General features: G+C 59.9%; 19 protein-coding genes, 1 tRNA gene, 1 pseudogene and 1 other annotated feature. Of the genes and pseudogenes, 14 read left to right on the top strand and 7 right to left on the bottom strand.

From position 1 onward, the window contains the following. Positions 1-159: 159 nt before the first annotated feature. From AC097L_RS01995 to sixA, 8 genes are all read left to right on the top strand, one after another. Complete coding sequence (locus AC097L_RS01995; RefSeq protein WP_479584431.1) at positions 160-930, top strand: glycosyltransferase family 2 protein; 771 nt, start codon at positions 160-162, stop codon at positions 928-930. 118 nt (positions 931-1,048) lie between these two features. Then, positions 1,049-2,281 carry a Tol-Pal system beta propeller repeat protein TolB gene (gene tolB / locus AC097L_RS02000; RefSeq protein ID WP_479584462.1) on the top strand — a complete coding sequence of 411 codons (1,233 nt, stop codon included), beginning with the start codon at positions 1,049-1,051 and terminating at the stop codon, positions 2,279-2,281. Positions 2,282-2,330: 49 nt separating this feature from the next. Beyond that, entirely contained in the window at positions 2,331-2,873 is a 543-nt protein-coding gene (gene pal / locus AC097L_RS02005; protein WP_479584432.1) for a peptidoglycan-associated lipoprotein Pal, read from the top strand. Further along, complete coding sequence (gene ybgF / locus AC097L_RS02010) at positions 2,870-3,673, top strand: tol-pal system protein YbgF (RefSeq protein ID WP_479584433.1); 804 nt, start codon at positions 2,870-2,872, stop codon at positions 3,671-3,673. The genes pal and ybgF overlap by 4 nt, the downstream gene beginning before the upstream one ends. Before the next feature lie 78 nt (positions 3,674-3,751). Beyond that, positions 3,752-4,564: a tRNA threonylcarbamoyladenosine dehydratase gene (locus AC097L_RS02015; protein ID WP_479584434.1), complete on the top strand. Its 813-nt coding sequence runs from the start codon at positions 3,752-3,754 to the stop codon at positions 4,562-4,564. A gap of 35 nt (positions 4,565-4,599) precedes the next feature. Continuing rightward, a tRNA-Lys gene (locus tag AC097L_RS02020) sits at positions 4,600-4,675 on the top strand. 1,145 nt (positions 4,676-5,820) lie between these two features. Further along, positions 5,821-7,911, top strand: coding sequence for a polyphosphate kinase 1 (gene ppk1, locus AC097L_RS02025; RefSeq protein ID WP_479584435.1), 2,091 nt, complete (start codon positions 5,821-5,823; stop codon positions 7,909-7,911). 1 nt (position 7,912) lies between these two features. Next, entirely contained in the window at positions 7,913-8,395 is a 483-nt protein-coding gene (gene sixA, locus AC097L_RS02030) for a phosphohistidine phosphatase SixA (RefSeq protein ID WP_479584436.1), read from the top strand. Here sixA and AC097L_RS02035 read toward each other — a convergent pair. Further along, positions 8,392-8,877, bottom strand: a complete 486-nt coding sequence (locus tag AC097L_RS02035) for a hypothetical protein (RefSeq protein WP_479584437.1) — start codon at positions 8,875-8,877, stop codon at positions 8,392-8,394. The genes sixA and AC097L_RS02035 overlap by 4 nt on opposite strands. Positions 8,878-9,045: 168 nt before the next feature. Here AC097L_RS02035 and AC097L_RS02040 point away from each other — a divergent pair, with 168 nt between their 5' ends. From AC097L_RS02040 to clpA, 3 genes are all read left to right on the top strand, one after another. Then, entirely contained in the window at positions 9,046-10,857 is a 1,812-nt protein-coding gene (locus AC097L_RS02040; protein ID WP_479584463.1) for a GGDEF domain-containing protein, read from the top strand. A 56-nt stretch (positions 10,858-10,913) separates the two neighbouring features. Further along, entirely contained in the window at positions 10,914-11,273 is a 360-nt protein-coding gene (gene clpS / locus AC097L_RS02045; protein ID WP_295958095.1) for an ATP-dependent Clp protease adapter ClpS, read from the top strand. Positions 11,274-11,380: 107 nt separating this feature from the next. Further along, positions 11,381-13,720 (top strand): ATP-dependent Clp protease ATP-binding subunit ClpA, encoded by a 2,340-nt coding sequence (gene clpA / locus AC097L_RS02050; protein ID WP_479584438.1) that lies wholly within the window; start codon positions 11,381-11,383, stop codon positions 13,718-13,720. Between the two features lie 81 nt (positions 13,721-13,801). Here clpA and AC097L_RS02055 read toward each other — a convergent pair whose 3' ends face one another. After that, positions 13,802-14,494 (bottom strand): nucleotide-binding protein, encoded by a 693-nt coding sequence (locus AC097L_RS02055; protein WP_479584439.1) that lies wholly within the window; start codon positions 14,492-14,494, stop codon positions 13,802-13,804. Between the two features lie 323 nt (positions 14,495-14,817). Here AC097L_RS02055 and pbpG point away from each other — a divergent pair, with 323 nt between their 5' ends. Then, the gene (gene pbpG / locus AC097L_RS02060; RefSeq protein WP_479584440.1) at positions 14,818-15,894 is read left to right on the top strand and encodes a D-alanyl-D-alanine endopeptidase; all 1,077 of its coding nucleotides are present in this window, start codon (positions 14,818-14,820) and stop codon (positions 15,892-15,894) included. 18 nt (positions 15,895-15,912) lie between these two features. On the opposite strand, the gene AC097L_RS02065 is transcribed toward pbpG, so the two are convergent. The 5 genes from AC097L_RS02065 to exaC form a co-directional block, all read right to left on the bottom strand. Further along, positions 15,913-16,704, bottom strand: a complete 792-nt coding sequence (locus tag AC097L_RS02065) for an IclR family transcriptional regulator (protein ID WP_479584441.1) — start codon at positions 16,702-16,704, stop codon at positions 15,913-15,915. Positions 16,705-16,776: 72 nt separating this feature from the next. Then, the gene (locus AC097L_RS02070) at positions 16,777-17,511 is read right to left on the bottom strand and encodes an arginyltransferase (RefSeq protein WP_479584442.1); all 735 of its coding nucleotides are present in this window, start codon (positions 17,509-17,511) and stop codon (positions 16,777-16,779) included. Next, positions 17,508-18,284 carry a leucyl/phenylalanyl-tRNA--protein transferase gene (gene aat / locus AC097L_RS02075; RefSeq protein WP_479584443.1) on the bottom strand — a complete coding sequence of 259 codons (777 nt, stop codon included), beginning with the start codon at positions 18,282-18,284 and terminating at the stop codon, positions 17,508-17,510. Before aat ends, AC097L_RS02070 begins: the two co-directional genes overlap by 4 nt. 30 nt (positions 18,285-18,314) lie before the next feature. Then, positions 18,315-18,965, bottom strand: a complete 651-nt coding sequence (gene pdxH, locus AC097L_RS02080) for a pyridoxamine 5'-phosphate oxidase (protein WP_479584444.1) — start codon at positions 18,963-18,965, stop codon at positions 18,315-18,317. Positions 18,966-19,048: 83 nt separating this feature from the next. Continuing rightward, entirely contained in the window at positions 19,049-20,569 is a 1,521-nt protein-coding gene (exaC, locus tag AC097L_RS02085) for an acetaldehyde dehydrogenase ExaC (protein WP_479584445.1), read from the bottom strand. A 300-nt stretch (positions 20,570-20,869) separates the two neighbouring features. On the opposite strand from exaC, the gene AC097L_RS02090 reads away from it, so the two are divergent. After that, complete coding sequence (locus tag AC097L_RS02090) at positions 20,870-22,816, top strand: sigma-54-dependent Fis family transcriptional regulator (RefSeq protein ID WP_479584446.1); 1,947 nt, start codon at positions 20,870-20,872, stop codon at positions 22,814-22,816. A gap of 246 nt (positions 22,817-23,062) precedes the next feature. After that, positions 23,063-23,483 (top strand): annotated as a pseudogene (locus tag AC097L_RS02095) (transposase); the annotation flags it as partial. Further along, positions 23,341-23,457 (top strand) — a sequence feature (AL1L pseudoknot). Its footprint overlaps the pseudogene before it by 117 nt.

Genomic DNA, 23,483 nt, shown 5'->3' on the forward strand with positions numbered 1-23,483 from the left:
CCGCGTACCAGGTCGGCGCAGCGGAATTATCCCGCTTTTCGGAGGGCTTTCTGCCCGTTGTGGGGGGTAGGTGTGGCCGACCAGGCGCGGTAGGCCGTCTGCTATGCTTGATCGGATTCCAACCGTCAGAGTGCCGTGCCACAAGTGAGTCCCATTTCCGTGTACATCATTGCCTACAACGAGGCAGAGAAGGTGGCCGATGCCATTCGCAGCGTGGCTTGGGCCGACGAGGTCGTGGTGGCCGATTCGCACAGTACCGACGACACCGTCCGTATTGCAGAATCGCTGGGCGCGCGGGTGGTGCAGATTCCGTTTCAGGGCTTTGGCCGGTTGCGCAACGACGCGGTGGCGGCCTGCACGCACGAGTGGGTTTTCAGCCTGGATTCTGACGAGCGTTGCACCCCAGAAGCCGCGGCAGAAATTCGGGCACTGGTGGACAAGGCAGAGCACGGTGTGTACTTTGTGCCGCGGCGCAACTTCTTTCTGGGTCGCGAAATCCGCCACTCTGGCTGGTATCCCAACTACCGCCAACCCCAACTGTTTCGCAAGTCACAAATGGGCTACGACACCAGTCCGGTGCATGAAAATTTTGAACTTACGCCGGGGGCCAAAGTGGGGTATGCGCAAGCCGCCATTTGGCAGTACCCGTTCAAGGATCTGGCCGAAGTGGTCGCCAAGATGAACCGTTACTCGTCGCTGGGGGCCACCAAGCGGCGCCAATCGGGCTCCAGCTACGGCAAGGCTTTGACGCATGCGATCTGGGCCTTCTGGAAGCATTACCTATTCAAGCGGGGTTTTCTAGACGGCTGGCCGGGCTTGGTGATTGCCCTGTCGTATTTTGAAGTCACGTTTTACCGTTACGCCAAGGCGGTCGAGTTGTCCCGCCAGGCTCAATGGGAACAAGATTGGAAGAATGTTTTGAAACGATAAGCTGGAACTATTTCCGCGCAAAACGAACCCACCCCTGCGGCAACACTATTCACAAAAATTATTTATGACCCCAGCTTTCCCACTAAATCGCCGATCGTGCCTTGCCGGACTGGCCCTGATGGGCACCGGATCGGCCTTTGCCCAGTTTCGTGTGGAAGTCTCTGGTATCGGCCTGACCCAGTTGCCTATCGCGGTCGCCAGTTTTCGGGGCGATGACCAGTCTCCGCAAAAAATCGGGTCCATCGTGCAGGCTGATCTGGAGCGCAGTGGCCAGTTTCGGGCCGTCGATGCCAGTGGTGTTGCTTTAGACGAAACCTCCCGGCCCGATGTGGCTTTGTGGCGGCAAAAGGCTGCGGATTCGCTGGTAACGGGCAGCGTGACCCGTTTGGCCGATGGCCGCTTTGATGTGCGTTTTCGCCTCTGGGACGTGGTGCGCGGACAGGACCTGGGCGGCCAGAGTTACACCGTCCCGCAGGGTGATTTGCGCTTGTCCGCCCATCGCATTGCCGACTTTATCTACGAAAAGCTCACCGGTGACCGGGGCATCTTCTCCACCCGCATTGCTTACGTGACCAAGGCGGGTACCCGCCATACGCTGTGGGTGGCCGATGCCGATGGCGAAAACAGCCAGACCGCGCTGGCCAGCCCGGAATCCATCATTTCCCCCGCCTGGTCACCCAATGGCATGCAATTGGCGTATGTGTCTTTCGAAGCCCGCAAGCCTGTTATTTACGTGCATGACGTGGCAAGTGGAAAGCGGCGCTTGGTGGCCAATTTCAAAGGCTCCAACAGCGCGCCCGCCTGGGCACCCGACGGACGCACTTTGGCCGTTACCTTGAGTCGCGATGGCGGCTCTCAAATCTATAGCATAGATGCCAATGGCGGCGAGCCGAGGCGGCTTACGCAGTCCAGCGGCATCGATACCGAACCGAAGTATTCCGCCGACGGCAAAAGCATTTATTTCGTTAGTGACCGGGGCGGCGCACCACAGATCTACCGTATGCCCAGCAGCGGAGGCAACCCGGAACGGGTGACCTTCTCCGGCAGCTACAACATCTCGCCCAGCATCAGCCCCGATGGCCGCTGGCTGGCTTATGTATCGAGGATTGGCGGAGCTTTCAAACTGCAGGTGATGGAGCTCAGCAGCTCCACCGTGACCAGCATTACCGACACCTCTGCAGACGAAAGCCCCAGCTTTGCCCCAAACAGCCGCTTGATTGTCTACGCTACGCAGCAGCAAGGCCGCGAAGCCCTGATGACCAGCACGCTGGACGGCAAGATCAAGGCCCGTTTGGCCGGCCAGGCGGGTGATATCCGCGAACCAGACTGGGGTCCCTTTTTAAAGCCCTGACTTCTAGCCACTGTAAACAACGTACTGACTATTTAACAAGGAAATAAAAATGAAAAATTTGATTTGGGCACTTTCACTGACCGCCGTATTGGCGGGTTGCGCTTCGGGTGTAAAGCTGGACGATGTACCGATTGTCGATAAAAGCGGCGCTGGCGTCACCCAGCCTGGCAGTATGGGCGCTGAAGGCAGCACCTCTGGCGCCACCAAGAGCGGCGTGACACCAGTGGACTTGTCGGCCTCCAACTCGGTGGCTACCGGTCCTAGCAGCGGCCGCATTGTGTACTTTGACTACGACAGCTACGCCGTTAAACCCGACGACCAAACTGTCATTGATGCCAACGCCCGTTACCTAAAAGCCGACAAAGCCCGCCGTGCCGTGGTTGAAGGCCATACCGATGACCGTGGCGGCCGTGAATACAACTTGGCTCTGGGCCAAAAACGTGCCGAGTCCGTACGCCGCGCCTTGGGCTTGCTGGGCGTGGCCGATGCGCAGCTGGAGGCTGTGAGTTTCGGCAAAGAAAAGCCTGCCGTTCAGGGCAGTGACGAAGCCGCTATGGCGAAGAACCGCCGCGCCGAGATCAGCTACCGATGAGCCGATTCACCCTGTCCAGCCTGCGTCCTGTTGCTCTGGCGTTAGGTTGCTGGATGCTGTTGGCATCCAGTGTCCAGGCCGGGGTGTTTGACGACGACGAGGCCCGAAAAGCCATCTTGGACCTGCGCCAGCGGGTCGATAGCAGTCGCCAGGCAGCCGAATCTGCCAACCAGAAATTGGCCGAAGATCTGCGCCGGTCTACCGACGACAACGGCCAACTGCGCCGCAGCCTGCTGGACCTGCAAAGCCAAATCGACAATCTGCGCACCGATCTGGCCAAGCAGCGCGGCCAAGACGAGCAATTGGCCCGCGACCTGGCAGACGTGCAGCGCCGCCTGAAAGACCAGGCACAAGGGGTGGACGAGCGCCTGCGCAAATTTGAACCCACCAAGGTAACTGTGGATGGCCGGGAATTCACTGCCGATCCCGCTGAGGTGCGCGATTTCGATGCCGCGTTGGCGGTGTTCCGCACCGGGGACTTCGCAGCTGCGCAAACCGGCTTCACTGGCTTCGTCAAACGTTACCCCCAAAGCGGCTACGGCCCGTCGGCCTTATTTTGGTTGGGCAATGCCCAGTATGCTAACAAGGACTACAAAAGTGCGGTCGCCAATTTCCGCGCCATGCTGGCAGCTGCCCCCGACCATGCGCGCGCCCCCGAGGCAGCGCTGTCGATCGCCAATTGCCAGATGGAGTTGAAAGACAGCCGCGCTGCGCGTAAATCGCTGGAAGACCTGGTCAAGGCCTATCCCCAGTCCGAAGCTGCATCGGCCGCCAAAGACCGGCTTACCAAGCTTAAATAAGCGTTTTTAAGCCTGTGTAAATTGCTACTTATTTAATAGCTTCTTGCGCAGGTTAAATATGTGCTAGAAGGGTATTTTGTGCATAATTTTTCAGAGACGAAAGACGCTCCGCCAGCAGCCGATGTCGCACGGCGTTTCGGCGGCCTGGAGCGCCTGTACGGTGTCTCTGGTGCGGCACGCATCCGTGCCGCCCATGTGGTGGTGGTAGGCATTGGCGGCGTCGGCTCCTGGACGGTGGAGGCTCTGGCCCGCAGCGGCGTAGGGCAGTTGACCCTGATCGACCTGGACCATGTGTCCGAGTCCAACATCAACCGCCAGATCCACGCGCTGGACTCCACTGTAGGCCAGGCCAAGGTGCTGGCGATGCGTGACCGCATTGCCCACATCAATCCGGCCTGCGTGGTGCATTGCATCGAAGACTTTGTGGAGCCAAGCAACTGGCCCCAATTGCTGCCATCGGATGTAGATGCCGTGGTCGATGCCTGCGACCAAGTAAAAGCCAAAACGGCAATGGCCGCCTGGGCCCGTCAGACGCACGCTTGCTTCATATCTGTAGGCGCCGCCGGTGGCAAACGCCACGCGCACAAAGTCGACATCGATGACTTGTCGCTCACTACCCACGACCCTCTGCTGGCCCAGCTGCGTTACCGCTTACGTAAAGAACACGCCGCCCCCCGCGAGGGTAAGAAAATCGGCGTGGCCTGTGTCTTCAGCCGTGAAACAGTCATGCCGCCCGACGCATCCTGCGCCATTGATGGAGATGGCAGCTTAAATTGCCACGGCTACGGCTCCGTCGTCAGCGTGACGGCCACCTTTGGCCAATGCGCTGCAGGATGGATTTTGGACCAATTAGCATCGCAGCTTGAAAAGAGACTTAAAACCACGCTATAATTTGAGGCTGCGCTACAGTGTAAAAGCACGAAGCCGGGACGTTAGCTCAGTTGGTAGAGCAGCGGACTTTTAATCCGTTTGTCGTGGGTTCGACCCCCGCACGTCCCACCAGATTAACAAGACGTAAGTACTTGATTTCAAAGGCCTCCTACCCGGAGGCCTTTGTCATTTCTGGGTTGAAAAGTCGTAACCAGGGCTTAAGAGGCGCTAGTGATAGCGCAATTGATAGCGATGGAAAGCTCGAAAGGCTGGTCCAGCCTGCATTCGCAAGGGTGTCCTGCAAGGGTGCCTATGCGCTGCGCGCCGGCCTGTGCCGTTCAATAGGCTTGCATCGCTCCATCATTTCGCTCGCCGTCGGTTGATAGACCTTATTCCAACAACTCTGGAACAAGGAATGAACCATGAAATATCCCCGTGCGACACCGCAGTGCACACACCGTCCGCAATCCTCTTGACCCAAGGAGGCTATAGGTCGCTCTCCATGCGATGCAGGGCGGTAGGTAGACCACCTCTCCACCAAGCAGCTCGGCCTGTCAAGGAAAAGACGAACTTTCGTCAGTTGTTGCGAATGGCAACAGCAACTGTAGGGCGGAAAATTCGTGAGTTGCAGGCACGGGTATACCCCTTCAAGGCGTCACTTCAAATAGAAGCCCAGCAGGCGGGTGAAGCTTCCCGCTTTTCAGCCGCTACGCCTGGCTGGGGCAAAAAGATGGGGGTAGCGTGGGATTCAGGCCCGCCTCTTGCGGCTCTGAACCGCATGTCCAATGACCCCATCCCCCTGTACATCAATCAGGCGTGGACAGCGTGTTCGCGTCCTTCGACAGCCATCCGGGCAATGAAGCCTGAGCTTGTTCGCCAGCCGTGCGGGCGCGAGCATCCAGGCGATGCAACACGCGGTGTGGCAGGTATCCGCCTCTGATCCTCTATAGCTTTGCGTGTGCCTATCATTTGGATGGTTTGCGCCAATATGGCTAACCATCGGTAGTTAGAACTGACTCCACGCAGAACGAACTGACGACCATTTGGGCGTACGCCGTTGAGAGGTAGCAGCTAAAAGTAATGGGCATACTGATTCGTATGAACTGCTATTTAATAAATAGCACTTAGCGCATGCTAAATATGTGCTGGCGCCCTAAAAAGTATATAAATTTTCTCTGCGTATATATGACATACTGTCACTTTAATGTTATGAATTTGACATCAAAACCTCGCAGACTGGCTGGTACCCTTCGCGTCCGTTTGCCTTTAGTCACCTGATGCCCCTCTTTGATAAACATTCTGCTGCTACCGACCAATTTGCTGCGGTAGCGCTGCTTGACCGCGACCACAGCATCCTGGCCTTCAACGAGCGGGTACTGGACTGGGCGGTCCGCAACGATGTACCGCTGCTCGAGCGGCTGCGCTATTTGTGTATTGTTTCGGCCAATCTGGACGAATTCTTCGAGGTGCGCGGTGCCCCGCATCTGATTGCCGCCCACACCAATGACTACCGCGGGGTCTACACCGTCGACTCGTTCAAGGCGCTAGCCGCCGCCGCCCACGCGCTGGTGGCACGCCAGTACGCGCTGTACAACGACCAGTTACAACCCGCTTTTGCCGAGCAGGGTTTTCAGATCATCTCGCATGGCGAGCGCAATGCGGTGCAGCGGCGCTGGGTGAAGAGCTATTTTGAGCGCGAAGTGCGGCCTCTGCTGGTGCCGGTGGGACTGGACCCGTCGCACCCGTTTCCCCAGGTGGCCAACAAGTCGCTGAACTTCATTGTGCGCCTCAGCGGGCAAGACGCTTTTGGCCGTGAAAACGACATCACCATCGTCAAGGTGCCCCGGGTGTTACCGCGTTTTATCCGCCTGCCCGATGCCGTAGCAGGCGACCGCATGCTGTTTGTATCGCTGTCCAGCGTGGTTCGCGCCCATTTGCAAGAGATGTTTGCGGGTCGCCAGGTGGGGCAGTTTTCGCAGTTCCGCGTGACGCGCCACTCCGACCTAGCGGTGGACGAAGACGATGTGCGCAACCTGCGCACTGCCCTGCGCCAGGGACTGGAAGTGCGCCACTACGGCCAGGCGGTGCGGCTGGAGGTGTCGGCCGACTGCTCAGAGCATTTGTCCAAATTTTTACTCAAACAGTTTGAGTTGCCTGAGCAGGCGCTGTACCGGGTGCACGGCCCGGTGAATCTGGCGCGGCTGACACAGCTGATTGATTTGGTGAACCGCCCGGCGCTTTTGTTCCCGGCCTTCCAAGCCAGTTGGCCCAAGCAGTTAACGCAGGGCCAGTCGTTTTTTGAACGGCTCAAGCAGGGCGACGTGCTGGTGCACCAGCCGTTTGAAAGTTTTGATGCGGTGCTGGCTTTTTTGCGCGAGGCAGTGCATGACCCCGCCGTGTTAGCCATCAAGCAAACCATTTACCGCACCGGACCTGATTCTGAGCTGATGGCATTGCTGCGCGAAGCCGTGCGCCGGGGTAAAGAGGTGACGGTAGTGGTGGAGCTGAAAGCCCGTTTTGACGAAGAGGCCAACATCAACTGGGCCGAGATGCTGGAATCCATTGGCGCACAGGTGGTGTATGGGGTGGTGGGCCTGAAAACGCACGCAAAGATGCTGTTGGTAACGCGCCGTGAGGGCAAGCAATTGCGCCGCTACGGCCATTTGTCTACTGGCAACTACAACCCGCGCACGGCCCGGCTGTACACCGACATTAGCTACCTAACGGCCGATGCCGTGCTGACCGGCGACATGGAGCAAGTGTTCATCCACATCGCTGGACAAAGCAAGCTGCCACGCCTGCGCTGCCTGCTCCTGGCCCCGTTCCATCTACACCGCAAGTTGATCGCCAAAATCAACGCTCTGGGCAAGGCCGCTGCGCAAGGAACGCCGGGGCGCATTGTTGCCAAGATGAACGCCTTGACCGACGAGGCCATGATCGAAGCCCTGGTGCGTGCTGGCCAACAGGGCGTACGCATCGACCTGGTGGTGCGCGGGGCCTGCATGCTTCCTGCACAGGTGCCGGGCTGGACAGACAACATCCGGGTGCGCTCGGTGGTCGGGCGGTTTCTGGAGCACTCGCGCATCTTTTACTTTGGTAGCGGCGAGCAGGAGGAGTTGTACCTGTCCAGCGCCGACTGGATGAACCGCAATATGCTGCGCCGTATCGAGCTGGCCTGGCCGGTGACCGACCCGGTGCTGCGCCAGCGCGTCATCGATGAATGCCTGGTGCCCTATTTGCTGGACGGGCGCGATGCCTGGGACCTGGGCGCGGATGGCCGCTACACCCGCACCCAGAACGATGGCTACAGCGCACAAACTGCGTTGATGAACCGTTACGGCCAGCGCCGTCGCGGGCACGAGGGGTGACATGGACTTGATTCTGTGGCGCCATGCCGAAGCCGAGGAAGGCGGTGACACCCTGGCCGACCTGGACCGCAGCCTGACCCCGCGCGGCACCAAACAGGCCCAGCGCATGGCCCAGTGGCTGGACCGCCATCTGCCGGAAAGCACCCGTGTTCTGGCCAGCCCGGCGCGGCGTACCGAGCAAACGGTGCAGGCCTTACAAGGATTAGGGCGTAAATTCAAGCTGCGGCCTGAGCTGGCCCCCGGCTGCACCCCCGCGCAGTTGCTCGCCGCCGCCCAGTGGCCCGACAGCAAGGTACACGTGCTGTTGGTGGGGCACCAGCCGGTGCTGGGCGAAACCATTGCCCAATTGCTGGGCATGGCCGAGCCCAAGTTCTCGGTGCAGTTCTCGGTGCGAAAGGGCGCTGTGTGGTGGTTGCGCTACCGTGAGCGTGAGGGCGTGGGGCAGACGGTGCTGGTGTCCGTACAGGCCCCAGACCTGCTTTAGGCTTTTTTCACAATCTTCTTAACGGCTTTCTTAGCTGCGGGCTTGGATGCGGCTTCCGTTGCCGGGCGACCGGTCTTGATGGTCGGTACGGCCTGCAAAGCAGCACGCAAGGCCGCGTCGGACAAAGCCGCCAGTGCTTTGATGCCAGCGCGCAGCAGCTCGCTCTTCTTGGCGGGCTGGGCCAGGGCGATGGAGCGCAGCTTCAGGTCATCCAGCACGGTGTATTCGGCCTTGGGGATGGTGAAGCTGTCGCGCACCAGCTTGGGCTTTTTGACCTTGGCGGGTTTTGCAACGGGCACCGCCTTGGCTTTGACCGCGGGTAGCTTGGGCTTGACTGCAACCGGCTTGGCGACTTTGACCACTTTGGTACGTAGCGCAACTTTTTTCGATGCAACTGGCTTGTTCGCCACGACGGCAGGCGCGGCAGCGGGAGCAGATGCGGCAGGGGTCGGTACGGTAGCAATTTTGGGGGTAGTGGTCATCTATAAAACTCCAATTAAACGGTTTATATAGTTTATACGGTTTTTTGCGATTTTCAAATTGAATGGTGTGTATCTAAACTGTTTTCACGACGCTGTCATCGGCATCCCTTAGGGTCCAGACTTTTCCTGTTCTGATGGAGTAACGCCGTGGATACTTTCGCTGTGGATATGCCGAGCCTTGCCCGCGATTACTTTCCGGGCAAGGTGCGCCACGGGGTAGGGCCTTTGGCCGACTTGATGCGCAAAAGCGCGTTGAAGTCGGTGTTCCAGCCCATCGTGGACTTGCGCAATGGCGGCATCTATGCGCACGAAGCCCTGATTCGCGGTGTCGAAGGCACGGCTTTGTTTGGCGCCGATGCCTTGTTCAGCGCAGCCCGCAGCGAACGCCTGGTGTTTGAATTTGAGTTGTTCTGTGCGGGTGTGGCGCTGGAGGGCTGGGGGCGACTACAAGAGCCCGGGCGGCTGTTTGTCAACATCAGTGCCGATGCCCTGGTAGACATTGTGCAGTGCCAGGGTTGCGCCACGCTGGTGCAATGGGTGCGCAGCTTTGGGGTCTTGCCACGCATGCTGGTGTTGGAGCTGACCGAGCACGAACGCGTGAACAATATGGACCAGTTGATCGAGGTTGCCCGCGAAGTGCGCGCTGCGGGCTTGTCGCTGGCGCTGGACGACTTTGGCGATGGCCGCTCTAGCCTGCGGCTGTGGTCGCAGGTGAAGCCGGAGATTGTCAAGATCGACAAGTACTTCACCAAAGACATCGCCCACCACGCCGACAATCTGCAAACCTTGCAGGCACTGAAGCAGATTGCCACTATTTTTGGCACCCAGCTGGTGGCCGAAGGCATCGAGACACAGGATGACCTGCGGGTGCTGCGCGACCTGGATCTGGCCTTCGGGCAGGGCTATCTGCTGGGCCGACCCGAACTGGCGCCCCGGGTCAAGGTGCATGAAGCGGCCATGGAGGTTTTGAACGATACGCTGGTGTCGATATTTCCGGTCTCAGGGAGGGTGTCGCGCTCGGGTATGTTGCGCGGCCTGGCGGTGCAGCAAGCACCTTGTGCCGACCTGCACACCACCAACGACCAGTTGTCTGCGCTGTTTTTGCAGCATCCAGATCTGCATGCGATTGCCATCGTAGACAACGGCCGCCCGCTGGCGCTGGTGAACCGGCACCAGTTCATGACCCACTATGCTACCCAGTACTACCGCGAGGTGCATGGCCGCAAGCCATGCATGGCCAATGCCAACCACGCGCCGCGCCTGGTGGAGCGGGACCATAACGTAGACGAGCTGGTGGGCATCCTGACCTCGCAAGACCAGCGCTACCTGACCGAGGGCTTCATCGTGACCGAAAATGGGCGCTACATCGGGCTGGGCACTGGCGACCAACTGGTGCGTTCGGTCACCGAAGTGCGGCTGGAGGCGGCCCGCCACGCCAACCCGCTGACGTTTTTGCCGGGCAACATTCCTATCAGCCAGCACATCGAGCGCCTTATGGATGCAGGAGCCGACTTTGTCGCCTGTTATGCCGATCTGAACCATTTCAAACCGTTTAACGACCATTACGGCTACTGGCGTGGTGATGAAATGATCCGTTTGGTAGCCAAATTGGCCCTGGCCCATTGCGATGCAAAGCGTGACTTTGTGGGTCACGTGGGTGGCGACGACTTTATCTTTCTGTTCCAAAGCAGCGACTGGGTGCAGCGTTGTGAGGCCATCGTGCAGGAGTTTGCCGAGCGGGCCTTGGCTTTGTTCGATGCCCCGGCGCGGCTGGAGGGCGGCATCCAAGCCGAAGACCGGCAAGGCGTACCCCGGTTTTTCCCGTTTACCACGCTGTCGGTTGGCGCGGTACGCATCCAGCGTGGCCAGTACGGGCACGCAGAGGAAGTGGCCAATGCCGCTGCGTTGGCTAAACACGATGCCAAGGTACATGGTGCGGGTTTATTCATCCGGGAAGCCATCGGCGCAACACTGGCGTGAGAGTTGGAATGCACGGGCCATCGGCAGGGCCGCAAACTGCTCTATAAAATAGCCCTATGGCCACCAAAACCCCCAAAAAGCCACCGCAGCCCGTAACCCCCGCATCCACACCCGATGATGGCGGTTCGGTCGTGCTGGAGCGGCGCACTGAAAAAATCCAGCCCCCGCAAATGCACCAAGTGCTCATGCTCAATGACGACTACACCCCCATGGAGTTCGTGGTGGTAGTGATCCAGGAGTTTTTCAGCAAAGACCGCGAAACAGCCACCCAAATCATGCTCAAAATCCACCTGGACGGTAAAGCTGTGTGTGGCGTTTACTCCAAAGACGTAGCCGCCACCAAGGTTGACCAGGTGCTAGAGGCCGCAAAACAAAATGGCCACCCGCTTCAATGCGTGAGCGAACCTGTGGGTTGATTGGCATGGCTTGAATAAGGCAAAGCACAACCCATGTAGAGTGCGTAACAAGATAGTCACAAAGAGTTGTTAGGTGTCGAAATGCGTAAGGCAAAAAAGGAATTCACATGATTGCCCAAGAATTGGAAGTTAGTTTGCACATGGCATTTGTGGAAGCGCGCCAGCAACGCCACGAATTTATTACCGTCGAGCATCTGCTGTTGGCGCTGCTGGACAACCCCAGCGCCGCCGAAGTACTGCGCGCCTGCTCGGCCAATATCGATGATTTGCGCAAATCGCTGAGTAACTTCATCAAAGACAATACCCCCCAGGTGGCTGGCACCGACGATGTCGATACGCAGCCCACGCTGGGCTTCCAGCGGGTGATCCAGCGCGCCATCATGCACGTGCAGTCCACCGGCAGCGGCAAAAAGGAAGTCACCGGCGCGAATGTGCTGGTCGCCATTTTTGGCGAAAAAGACTCCCACGCCGTGTACTACCTGCACCAGCAGGGCGTGACACGTTTGGACGTGGTCAACTTTATTGCCCACGGCATCAAAAAGAGCGACCCTCCCGAGCCGGTCAAAGCCGCTGAAAACCAGGCCGAAGGCGAAGAAGGTGGGGGCGAGAAGAACGAAAAAGCGTCTCCGCTGGAGCAGTTCACCCAAAATCTGAACCAGTTAGCCAAAGAAGGCAAGATCGACCCGCTGATTGGACGCGAGTACGAGGTCGAGCGCACCATCCAGATCCTGTGCCGCCGCCGTAAAAACAACCCGCTGCTGGTGGGTGAAGCCGGTGTGGGTAAGACCGCGATCGCTGAAGGCCTGGCTTGGCGCATCACGCAAAAAGAAGTGCCCGAAATCCTGGCAGAGGCCGTGGTGTATTCGCTGGACATGGGCGCGCTGCTGGCGGGCACCAAGTACCGTGGCGACTTCGAACAGCGCCTTAAAGGCGTGCTCAAGTCGCTCAAAGACCGGCCCAACGCTATTCTGTTCATCGACGAAATCCACACCCTGATCGGTGCGGGCGCAGCCTCGGGCGGAACGCTGGATGCGTCCAATCTGCTCAAACCCGCGCTCTCTAGCGGCCAACTGAAGTGCATCGGTGCTACCACCTTCACCGAATACCGAGGCATCTTTGAAAAAGACGCTGCTTTGTCGCGCCGCTTCCAAAAAGTCGATGTGGTCGAGCCCACGGTGCAAGAAACGGTGGAAATCCTCAAGGGTTTGAAGTCGCGCTTTGAAGAGCACCACGGCGTGAAATATGCTTTGGCCGCACTGCAAGCTGCTGCGGAGCTCAGCGCCAAGTATATTAACGACCGCCATTTGCCCGACAAGGCGATTGACGTGATCGACGAGGCCGGGGCGGCCCAGCGCATTCTGGCACCCAGCAAGCGCAAGAAAACTATCACCAAGACCGAGGTGGAAGAGATCGTGGCCAAAATCGCCCGCATTCCGCCCGCCAATGTGTCCAACGACGACCGCGGCAAACTCAAGACGTTGGAACGTGACCTGAAGAGCGTGGTGTTCGGCCAGGATAAGGCGCTGGACGTGCTGGCTTCCGCCGTGAAGATGGCGCGTTCGGGACTGGGTAAGGGTGACAAGCCGATTGGCTCCTTCCTGTTTAGCGGCCCCACCGGTGTCGGCAAGACCGAAGCGGCCAAGCAACTCGCCTACATCATGGGCATTGAGCTGATCCGCTTTGACATGTCTGAGTACATGGAGCGCCATGCGGTGAGCCGCTTGATCGGTGCGCCTCCGGGTTATGTGGGTTTTGACCAGGGCGGCCTATTGACCGAGGCTGTCACCAAGAAGCCGCATTGCGTCTTGCTGCTGGACGAAATTGAAAAAGCCCACCCGGATATTTTCAATGTGCTGTTGCAGGTGATGGACCACGGTACGCTGACCGACAACAACGGGCGCAAGGCCGATTTCCGCAACGTCATCATCATCATGACGACCAATGCGGGTGCTGAGACCATGAACAAGGCGACGATCGGGTTCACCAATCCGCGTGAAGCCGGCGACGAGATGGCGGACATCAAACGCCTGTTCACGCCCGAGTTCCGCAACCGCCTCGATGCGACGGTGAGCTTCAAGGCGCTGGACGAAACCGTCATCCTGCGCGTGGTAGACAAGTTCCTGTTGCAACTAGAAACCCAGTTGGCTGAGAAAAAGGTGGATGTCACGTTTACCGACACCTTGCGCAAGTACTTGGGCAAGAAGGGCTTTGACCCGCTGATGGGTGCACGCCCTATGCAGCGCTTGATCCAGGACACGATCCGCCGTGCCTTGGCCGACGAATTGCTGTTCGGTCGCCTAATCGACGGTGGCCGCCTGACGGTAGACATGAAGGTCACCACCGACGAAAAGGGTGTGGAAAGCGGCGAAGTCGAGCTCGACATCCAGCCGTTGCCCAAGCGCGAAGGCCGGGCCAAGCCCGAATCGGAAGAAGCCACCGCGGGCTAGTACTTTCTAGCTGCCTGCCCACAAAAAAGGGGCAGTACCGATGCGGTACTGCCCCTTTTTTATAGCAAACTACGTAGTAGGCTAGAGCGGTAGCGTGTCGAAACCCGCATAAGCTTTGCGCAGCCAGGTTTTGACGCGCTGGCGTTCCAGCATGCCAAGACCATCGGTTTCATTGCGCTCATGTACCGCACTCCAGAAGCTGGCGCTTTGGCGGTCGATCTTGCGCATGGCGGCATCTTGCAGCTGCGGCAATTCGATCACTCGCGCGCCGTAAGCCAGGGCCTGCTGCATGGCGGCGGATGATTGCATCAGTGAGAAATCCGAACCTCGGCCATGGTTTAGCACGATGATGTAGTTGGGCGTATTGCCCACATTGGCCATCAGATCGGCCAGCAGATTGACGGAATCCTTGCCTTCGTCGATGACGTGCCAGAAATTCACCGCTATATGCAGGTCGCCCAGCACTTCGAACAGATCAGACTCGTGGATCCAGCGGGTTAGCGGCGCAGCGGTTTGGGCGGCCAGGTCCACGATGACGTTTTGCTCGGGTTTGGCTTCAAACGCCTCGGCAATCACGTCCAGACCTTCAAAGCTGTCTACCACCACCGGCGAGGCGAAGTCGGGATAGAAGCGGGTGAAGGAGTTGTGGGAACGGTCGGTGTCAAAGCCGGTAAAGGCCTTTCCGGTGTCCAAAAAGTACTGTGCCAAGACGCGGGCGGTAACGGACTTGCCTACACCACCCTTTTCGCCGCCAATAAAGTTAATTGAACTCATGGATTTCCCTCGAATGTTATGCATGTGGCTTACGAACATAAGCACTGTTAAAGATTCTACGGGGTCGGGTTCTGCTGGCTGATGGGTTGCTAAAAATTAGCCAGAAGCATGCGCAACTAATAGGCCATACCGGTATCTATGCAAGTTGGCTCTAGGTAAAGGCCTAAGGATCGGGCCTGAAATGGTCTCTGCACGCCACTTTCTGTCGTCAATCGGCTTTAAAATAAAACCACCTTAAAAAGCGCATCTAAGTCTTTGATCTTGCGTGAAGTTTTCGATATAGATACACTTGGTCACACACGTTTACGCCCGGAGATCACCCCATGCCCTCCTCTGAAAGCCCTGTTTTGAACCGCTTGCTACAAATTGTTGCCGTATTTACCTGCTCCTTAACGCTGCTGGCTGCACCCGCGCAGGCAGCGCAGCGCAAGAAGGTAGAAATCCAAAAAACTAACAGCAGCAGTGCGATAGCCAAGCGCAGTAGTGCAAAAACAGTGCGTGTTGCGTCCCGCACGTCCAAGGTGAAAGTAACCGCCAAATCCCGGGTGGCGATGCGCCCTGTCGCGGTAATGATTCCCGCCAGGCCTTCGTTCGGCGAATTAGCTGGTTTGCATGGCGCGCCGGATGCCCTGGCGCTCAAGTCTAGCGTGGCTCTGGTGATCGACCAGGACACCCGTGAAGTGCTGTTCAGCAAAAATGACCAGGCGATACTGCCGATTGCGTCCATCACCAAGCTGATGACCGGCGTAGTGATCAATGAAGCCCACCTGCCGATGGACGAAGAAATCACCATCACCCAGGACGATGTGGACACCGAAAAGCGTAGCCGCTCGCGCTTGACCGTGGGCTCTACCCTGAGCCGTGGCGAGTTGCTGCACTTGGCATTGATGTCCAGCGAAAACCGCGCCGCCCACGCCTTGGGCCGCACTTACCCAGGCGGCTTGCCCACCTTTGTGGCGCTGATGAACGCCAAGGCCAAAGGCCTGGGCATGAAAGATACGCGCTATGTCGAGCCCACCGGTCTGTCCAGCGACAACCAGTCCAGCGCACGCGATCTGGCCACGCTGGTGAACGCCGCCTATAACGAACCCACCTTGCGTGAGCTCACCACCTCGCAAGGCTACCAGGTCGAAATCGGCAGCCGCATGATGCAGTTCAACAATACCAACCGACTGGTGAAAAACCCGGATTGGGATATCGGCCTGCAAAAGACCGGTTTCATCAATGAAGCGGGTCAGTGCCTGGTGCTGCAGGCCAAGGTCGCGGGCCGCAAATTGATCATGGTGTTTCTGGATTCCGCCGGCAAACTCAGCCGCATCGCCGATGCAGAGCGTGTCCGCCACTGGGTTGAAGCCAACCACATGATGACCGCGCGTACCGTGGTCAAGATCGCAGGCTGATCCTGGCGGCCCCAACGGCTACCGGCCGTCTGGGGCTACTTTGTAACCCAGGGCTGACGAAATTGCATTGGCCGTGGTCTGCAGCTTGGGCAGCCAGTTTTCGTCCAGGCGGTCTGCCGGTGCCGAGATGGACAGCCCGGCCACCAGGCGGTTTTGGTCATCGTACAGACCTACCGCCATACAACGCACACCCAATTCCAACTCTTCGTTATCCCGGGCGATGCCGTATTGGCGAACCCGCGCCAGTTCGCGTTCCAGCTGGCCCAGGTCGGTCAGACTGTTCTTGGTCTGGCCGCTGAGGCCGGTGCGCGTGGCATAGGCTCGCACGCGCTGCGGGTCGTCGACGGCCAGAAACAGCTTCCCCACCGACGTGAGGTGCAAAGGCGCGCGGCCCCCAATGGCCCGCACTACCTGCATGCCCGAACGTTCGCTGAAGGCGCGTTCCACATACACAATTTCGTCGCCCTGGCGCAGGCTCAGGTTTACCGGCTGCTGCGTGAGGCGGTGCAGCTCGCGCATAGGGGTCAGTGCCGCATCGCGCACACTCAGGCGGCCTTTGACCAGGTTGCCCAGCTCCAGCAAACGCATGCCCAGCCGGTAGCTCCCCGGCTCGGGCCGGTCCACAAAGCGGCCGGTGGCCAGATCGTTCAGGATGCGGTGGGTGGTGGACGGGTGCAAGCCGGTTTTTTCGCTGATTTCCTTGAGCGACATAGCCTCTTCACGTGAGGCCAGCACGTCGATCAAGGCGAACATGCGTTCAATCACCTGAACGGTTGGTGTGGCGGGAATACTGGGGTCGGTCGCTTTCATGGGCAGTTCTCACAAGATGTATTGCATCTTACCTTGTGAAATTCTGAATTGCATGATGTGAAATGATCGGGCTTAGCCGGAGGTCCAAACACCCTCGCGCAATACCTCATGGGGTAGGAAGCGGGCCTTGTAAAGCATTTTCGGGCTCTGGGCGATCCAGTAGCCCAGGTAGACGTAGGGCAGACCCAGTTGCTCGGCCTGCGCAATCTGCCACAGCACGTTGTAGGTGCCATAGCTGGCGCGTTCTTCGGGCTCATAAAAGGTGTACACGGCCGACAACCCATCGTCCAGCACGTCCAGAATCGACACCATCTTGAGCGCGCCGGGCGTGCCGTCCTCTAGCGTTTCGCGGAATTCCACCAGCCGCGAATCGACCCGGCTTTGCAGCAGGAACTGGGTGTACTGGTCGATGCTGTCCTGGTCCATGCCGCCGCCCGCGTGGCGGCCATTCTGGTAGCGCAGGTAGAGCTGGTAGTGCTCGGGCATGAAACCCAGGTGCAGCACGCGGGCCTGCAAGCTGCTGTGCTGTAGCTTGGCGCGCCGCTGGCTGCGATCGGGCTTGAAAGTAGCCACGCGCACCCGCAAAGGCATGCAGGCCTGGCAGCCGTCGCAATAAGGGCGGTAGGTAAACAAGCCGCTTCGCCGAAAGCCGCTGCGCACCAGTTCTGAATAGGTGTCGGTCTGGATCAGATGGCTGGGCGTGGCCACCTGGGAACGTGCGTGCCGCTCGGGCAGGTAGCTGCAAGGGTAGGGTGCCGTGGCGTAAAACTGCAGGGTTTGCAGGGGCAGGTCGGTGAGGTGTGTCACGGGGAAGCCAGCGGTTGGGGTTGCAGAGCAGTCCAATAGTGTGGGGCAAAATGCCAGACCGGGCCCGGCAGTTTGGCATTCACAGCTACCTGCGCGCAAAACGCCGACCGGGGTATCTCGCGCGCACCCAGCGAGGCCAAATGGGCCGTATTTTGCTGGCAATCGACCAGGGAAATGCCATGGACGCGGCAAAAGCACACTAAGGCCGCCAGCGCGATTTTGGAGGCATTGGGCACGCGGGTAAACATGGATTCGCCAAACACCGCATTGCCAATCGCCACGCAGTACAGCCCGCCCACCAGTTGCCCGTCGATCCAGGTTTCCACACTGTGTGCGTAACCAGCCTGGTGCAGCGCCTCGTAGGCTCGCACCATATCGGCCACGATCCAGGTGCCAGACTGGCCTGGCCGCAGGCTGCCGGAGCAGGCCCGTATCACTTCGGGAAATTGGGTGTCAAAACGAATCTCAGCGCTTTTACTGTCTGCGAAAGCTGCTATGGTTTTGCGCAGAGAGCGGTGGAGCCGAAAATCGTCCATTTTCAGCACCATGCGTGGGTCGGTGCTCCACCACAGAATCGGCTGGCCCGTGCTGAACCACGGAAAAATACCGTGCCGGTAGGCCTGCAGCAAACTGTCCACATCCAGCGCGCCGCCCGCTGCCAGGAGGCCCGGCGCGGGGTCCATAGCTCCCCAGGCCTCACTGACTGGCGGAAACGCCTCCCCAGGCACGAGCCACGCAACGGGCTGAGGGGTAGTAGACCGGGCGGAAGACATGCAGAAATTTTAAGGATGGGAATTAAAGATTTAAGGTGCCAGACGCTCACGTAGCCAGGCCGAATCGCTATCTAATGTGTAGCGCAGCCGGTCGTGCAGGCGGCTTTTGCGCCCTTGCCAAAATTGCCAATTGTCAGGCTGCAGCCGGTAACCGCCCCAGTGCGGCGGGCGCGGCGGATTGAGCATGAATTTGGCACCGAATTTGGCCGCGTTGGCCACCAGCACCCCGCGCCCCGAGATCACCTGCGATTGCGGCGAGGCCCAGGCCCCGATGCGCGAATCCAGCGGGCGGCTGTGGAAGTAGGCATCGCTTTCCGCGTCGCTGACTTTGGTCACCTGACCTTCGATGCGCACCACCCGCTCCAACTCCACCCAGTGGAATTGCAGGGCTGCAAACGGATTGCCCGCCAGCTCCTGGCCTTTGCGGCTGTCAAAGTTGGTGTACCAGACGACGCCGCGCGCGTCATAAGCTTTGACCAACACGATACGGGTAGATGGGCGCAGGTCGTAGCCCACGGTGGCCAGGGTCATGGCGTTGGGTTCGGGCACCTGGGCGGCGATGGCCTCGTTCAACCATTGGCCAAACTGCTGCAGCGGGTCGCTGTGCGAGGCTTCTTCGTTGAGTTCGGCGCGCTCGTAGCTTTTGCGCAGGTCGGCAAGTGCGGTGTTGGGTAGGCTCATGGCTAGATTGTGCCGCTGAACCCGGCGGCATTGCGCCGCCGGGTCTATCCCCGTTCTGCCCGAGATGGCAGGGTTGCGCTAGATCAGAAGAAGCCCAGCTTGTTAGGGCTGTAGCTGACCAGCAGGTTCTTGGTCTGCTGGTATTGGTCTAGCATCATCTTGTGGGTTTCGCGGCCGATGCCCGACTCCTTGTAGCCGCCGAAGGTGGCGTGCGCGGGGTAGGCGTGGTAGCAGTTGGTCCACACCCGCCCGGCCTTGATGCCCCGGCCCATGCGGTAGGCCACGCTGCCGTCACGGCTCCACACGCCGGCGCCCAGGCCGTAGGGCGTGTCGTTGGCCAGGGCCAGCGCTTCGGCTTCGTCCTTGAAGGTGGTCACGGCCAGCACCGGGCCAAAGATTTCCTCCTGGAAGATGCGCATTTTGTTGTGGCCCTTGAACATGGTGGGCTGCACGTAGTAGCCACCAGACAGATCGCCCGGCAGGGTGGCGCGTTGGCCGCCGGTCAGCAGCTCGGCACCTTCGTTGAGGCCGATGTCCATGTAAGACATGATTTTGTCCAACTGGATCTGCGAAGACTGCGCACCCATCATCGAGTCGGTATCCAGCGGGCTGCCTTGCTTGATCAGCTTGACGCGGGCCAGCACGCGGGCCATGAACTTGTCGTAAATCGACTCGTGGATCAGCGCACGCGACGGGCAGGTGCAAACCTCGCCCTGGTTGAAGGCAAACAGCACCAGGCCTTCGATGGCCTTGTCAAAAAACGCGTCGTCGGCATCGGCAATGTCTGCAAAGAAGATGTTGGGCGACTTGCCGCCCAGCTCCAGCGTAGCCGGAATCAGGTTGCTGGCTGCCGCCTGGGCAATGCTGCGGCCGGTGGCGGTGGAGCCGGTGAAGGCGATCTTGGCAATGCGCTTGCTGGTGGCCAGGGCCTTGCCCGCGTCGCGGCCATAGCCGTTGACAATATTCAGCACGCCCGGCGGCAGCAGGTCGGCAATCATCTCCATCAACACCAGGATGCTGATGGGAGTGCACTCCGCAGGCTTGAGCACCACGCAGTTGCCTGCGGCAATGGCCGGGGCCAGCTTCCAGGCGGCCATCAGGATCGGGAAGTTCCAGGGAATGATCAGCCCCACCACGCCCAGCGGCTCATGAAAATGGTAGGCCACGGTGTTTTCATCCAACTGGCTCAAGGCACCTTCCTGCGCACGCAGGCAACCGGCGAAATAGCGGAAGTGGTCCACGGCCAGGGGAATGTCGGCGTTCAGGGTTTCGCGGATAGGTTTGCCGTTGTCTACGGTGTCGGCGTAGGCCAGTTGTTCCAGGTTCTTTTCCAGGCGGTCGGCAATGCGCAGCAGCACATTGGAGCGATCGGCGGCGGCTGTAGCGCCCCAGCTTTCGGCGGCGGCGTGCGCGGCATCCAGCGCCAGTTCAATGTCTTCGGCACCCGAGCAGGCAGCCTGGGTGTAGACCAGGCCGGTGATGGGCGTGATCACGTCAAAGTATTCTCCTTTGACGGGCGCTACCCATTTGCCGCCGATGTAGTTGTCGTAGCGGCTTTTGAATTGCAAAGGGGCGTTGGCACTGCCGGGGTTGGGATAAAGCATGGAGGTCTCCTGTTTTGGTATGTTTGCACCGCTTGCCGGTACGGTGGCTTTATTGCACAGCGCATGCCAATCGGCAGTTACGGCCCAACAGCCCGGTTTCCGGTGCAAAAGCGGCCCGAACCGGGCCTGCGCGGCAGGCGGTGTCTGCCCGCTGCGGGACAGATGCAGGACAGGTGTTCCAAAATGGAGCACATGCCCTGTGGCATCGGTTGAACTGCTTGGCACAAACAGCGTCACACACTACAGTGCTTTGCTACATGACTGCCCCGGCACGTACCGGTGGCAGCAAGGAGACAACCCATGCATTCCAACCTTCCCACGGCCAGAGCCACTCCCGTGGCGCTGCGCCAGGCCCGCCGCCAACTGCTCGACCAAGGCGGCGTGCCCACAGGCCTGCTAGACGAGCGGCTGGCCCGCTCCTGGAGCCGCAGCCTGGACTTCGGCCTCCAGGCCAGTGGCCGCACGCCCGGCGCACCGCACGCATCAAACGCCCAACTGGCCCGCGCCCTGGAACACCAGCGCGAACTGGTGGCCCACGCCCGGCCGGTGATGGAATTTGTGTTCGAGCAAACCCAGGGCAGCGACTGCATGGTGATCCTGGCCGACAGCGGCGGCCTGCTGCTGCACACCCTGGGCGATGCCGCTTTTTTAGACCGCGCCAGCCGCGTCGCCCTGCGCCCTGGTGCAACTTGGCACGAACAATACCGGGGCACCAATGCCATCGGCACTGCCATGGCCGAGCAGATTCCGGTGGCCGTGCATGCCAGCGAGCATTACCTGGAGCGCAACGGCTTTCTGACCTGCGCCGCCGCACCCATCCACGACCCGGCAGGCCGCTTGCTGGGCGCGCTGGACATCTCTGGCGACCACCGGGGCTACCACCCGCACACCCTGGGCCTGGCCCGGTCGGCGGCGCGGATGATCGAGCACAAGCTGTTTGAAACCCGCCACGCGAGCCACATCCGTTTGCGCTTTCACAGCCAGATCGAGGGCATAGGCAGCGTTACCGAATACCAGCTGGCCGTGTCGCCCGACGGCTGGCTGCTGGGTGCCAACACCGGGGCACTGCAGTGGCTGTGCCTGGGGCGCGACAGCATTGGCCGTGTGCAGCTGGAAGCTGTGTGGCCGCTGGCCCATGCGCTGGTGCTGCAGCCCGGCCCGGCCACCGTGCGCCAGGTGTTTGGCCCTGGTGGTGACCATCGTGGCGGCCAAGTCTGGCTGCGGGTGGACTTGGGGCGCAGCCGCACTTTGCCGCTGCCGCGCACCGCCACCACACCTACTGCATCCGCCGAACCCGCCGTCTGCGACGCTTTGGGGGCCCTGGACACGGGCGACGCCACCTTCCGCGCCGCCCTGGACAAGGCCCGCCGCGTGGTCGGCAAACCCATCGCCTTGCTGCTGCAGGGCGAATCGGGTGTGGGCAAAGAGATATTTGCCCGCGCCGTGCATGCCACCGGGCCGCGCAAGAACGGCCCGTTTGTGGCGGTGAACTGTGCCGCCTTGCCCGAATCGCTGATCGAAGCCGAGCTGTTTGGCTACAGCCCCGGCGCGTTTACCGGTGCCCGGCGCGAGGGCTCGCCCGGCCGCCTGCGTGAGGCCCACGGCGGTACCTTGCTGCTGGACGAAGTGGGGGACATGCCGCTGGCCTTCCAGGCCCGGCTGCTGCGGGTACTGCAAGAGCGCCAGGTGCAGCCCCTGGGCGGCGGCAAGACCGTGGCGCTGGATTTCTTTTTGGTCTGTGCCACCCACCGCCAGCTGCGCGACGAGATGCAGGCCGGGCGCTTCCGCGAAGACCTGTACTACCGCATCAACGGCCTTACGCTGCACCTTCCGCCCCTGCGCGAACGCAGCGATCAGTGTGCGTTGGTCGAGCGGCTGCTCGCCACGCTGGCCCCCGGCCAGAGCCTGCAACTGGCTCCTAGCCTGGTCACCGCCTTTTTGCATTTCAATTGGCCCGGCAATGTGCGCCAACTGGCCAACGCCCTGTGCACCGCCTGCGCCTTGCTGGACGAGGGGGACAGCCTGATCGACTGGCACCACCTGCCAGACGACCTGGCCCAGGATCTGCGCAGCAACACCGTGGCGGCCCATACGGTGGCTGGCATATCTGCAGATGGCCCGCTGTGCGCGCAGTCGGTGCGCACCATGGAACGGGTCTTGTTGCAGTGCGACGGCAATGTGTCCCAGGCCGCCCGCCAACTGGGGGTGAGCCGCAACACCCTGTACCGCAAACTGGGCGGTAAATAATTTTATATATCAAAATGGTCCCTAGCGCATATACCACCTATGCTAGTAACTATTCGAGCCACTTGCACAACGCCCCAAAGAGGCAATTTCCTAGCGGGTTGTATGCGGATTTTTGAGAATGAAGGAGTAGGCGCAGCCACAGCGAAGTGACATCATCTGGTGTACCAAGACGAGATGAAAGCGCCTACCCATGAACTGAACCGCCCCGGTTTTTGAGGAGGCTCAAATCTCTGAGAGGATTGAGCCATGAAGAAGTCGAATAAGTTTTCCCCTGAGGTGCGTGAGCGCGCAGTGCGCATGGTGCAGGAGCACCGAGGCGAGTACCCTTCGTTGTGGGCGGCCATTGAATCCATCGCCCCCAAGATCGGCTGTGTGCCGCAGACGCTGAACGAATGGGTCAAGCGCGACGAAGTCGATACCGGTGCCAGGGTTGGCATCACCACGTTCGAGCACGAACGCATGAAAGCACTGGAGCGCGAAGTGAAGGAACTGCGACGGGCCAACGAGATACTGAAGCTGGCGAGTGCTTTTTTCGCCCAGGCGGAGCTCAACCGCCGACTGAAGTCTTGAGGAGCTTCATTGACCAGCACCGCCACACGCATGGGGTCGAGCCGATCTGCAAGGTGCTGCAGATCGCCCCATCTGGCTACAGGCGGTACGCAGCGCA

It is taken from the genome of Rhodoferax sp. RT5P35, assembly GCF_056521385.1.

Bases quoted from the DNA above. Each gene is read 5' to 3' on its own strand.
- tolB (WP_479584462.1), top strand. From the start codon at position 1,049: ATGGGCACCGGATCGGCCTTTGCCCAGTTTCGTGTGGAAGTCTCTGGT.
- pal (WP_479584432.1), top strand. From the start codon at position 2,331: ATGAAAAATTTGATTTGGGCACTTTCACTGACCGCCGTATTGGCGGGT.
- ybgF (WP_479584433.1), top strand. From the start codon at position 2,870: ATGAGCCGATTCACCCTGTCCAGCCTGCGTCCTGTTGCTCTGGCGTTA.
- ppk1 (WP_479584435.1), top strand. From the start codon at position 5,821: ATGCCCCTCTTTGATAAACATTCTGCTGCTACCGACCAATTTGCTGCG.
- sixA (WP_479584436.1), top strand. From the start codon at position 7,913: ATGGACTTGATTCTGTGGCGCCATGCCGAAGCCGAGGAAGGCGGTGAC.
- AC097L_RS02035 (WP_479584437.1), bottom strand. From the start codon at position 8,877: ATGACCACTACCCCCAAAATTGCTACCGTACCGACCCCTGCCGCATCT.
- AC097L_RS02040 (WP_479584463.1), top strand. From the start codon at position 9,046: ATGCCGAGCCTTGCCCGCGATTACTTTCCGGGCAAGGTGCGCCACGGG.
- clpS (WP_295958095.1), top strand. From the start codon at position 10,914: ATGGCCACCAAAACCCCCAAAAAGCCACCGCAGCCCGTAACCCCCGCA.
- clpA (WP_479584438.1), top strand. From the start codon at position 11,381: ATGATTGCCCAAGAATTGGAAGTTAGTTTGCACATGGCATTTGTGGAA.
- AC097L_RS02055 (WP_479584439.1), bottom strand. From the start codon at position 14,494: ATGAGTTCAATTAACTTTATTGGCGGCGAAAAGGGTGGTGTAGGCAAG.
- pbpG (WP_479584440.1), top strand. From the start codon at position 14,818: ATGCCCTCCTCTGAAAGCCCTGTTTTGAACCGCTTGCTACAAATTGTT.
- AC097L_RS02065 (WP_479584441.1), bottom strand. From the start codon at position 16,704: ATGAAAGCGACCGACCCCAGTATTCCCGCCACACCAACCGTTCAGGTG.
- aat (WP_479584443.1), bottom strand. From the start codon at position 18,284: ATGTCTTCCGCCCGGTCTACTACCCCTCAGCCCGTTGCGTGGCTCGTG.
- pdxH (WP_479584444.1), bottom strand. From the start codon at position 18,965: ATGAGCCTACCCAACACCGCACTTGCCGACCTGCGCAAAAGCTACGAG.
- exaC (WP_479584445.1), bottom strand. From the start codon at position 20,569: ATGCTTTATCCCAACCCCGGCAGTGCCAACGCCCCTTTGCAATTCAAA.
- AC097L_RS02090 (WP_479584446.1), top strand. From the start codon at position 20,870: ATGCATTCCAACCTTCCCACGGCCAGAGCCACTCCCGTGGCGCTGCGC.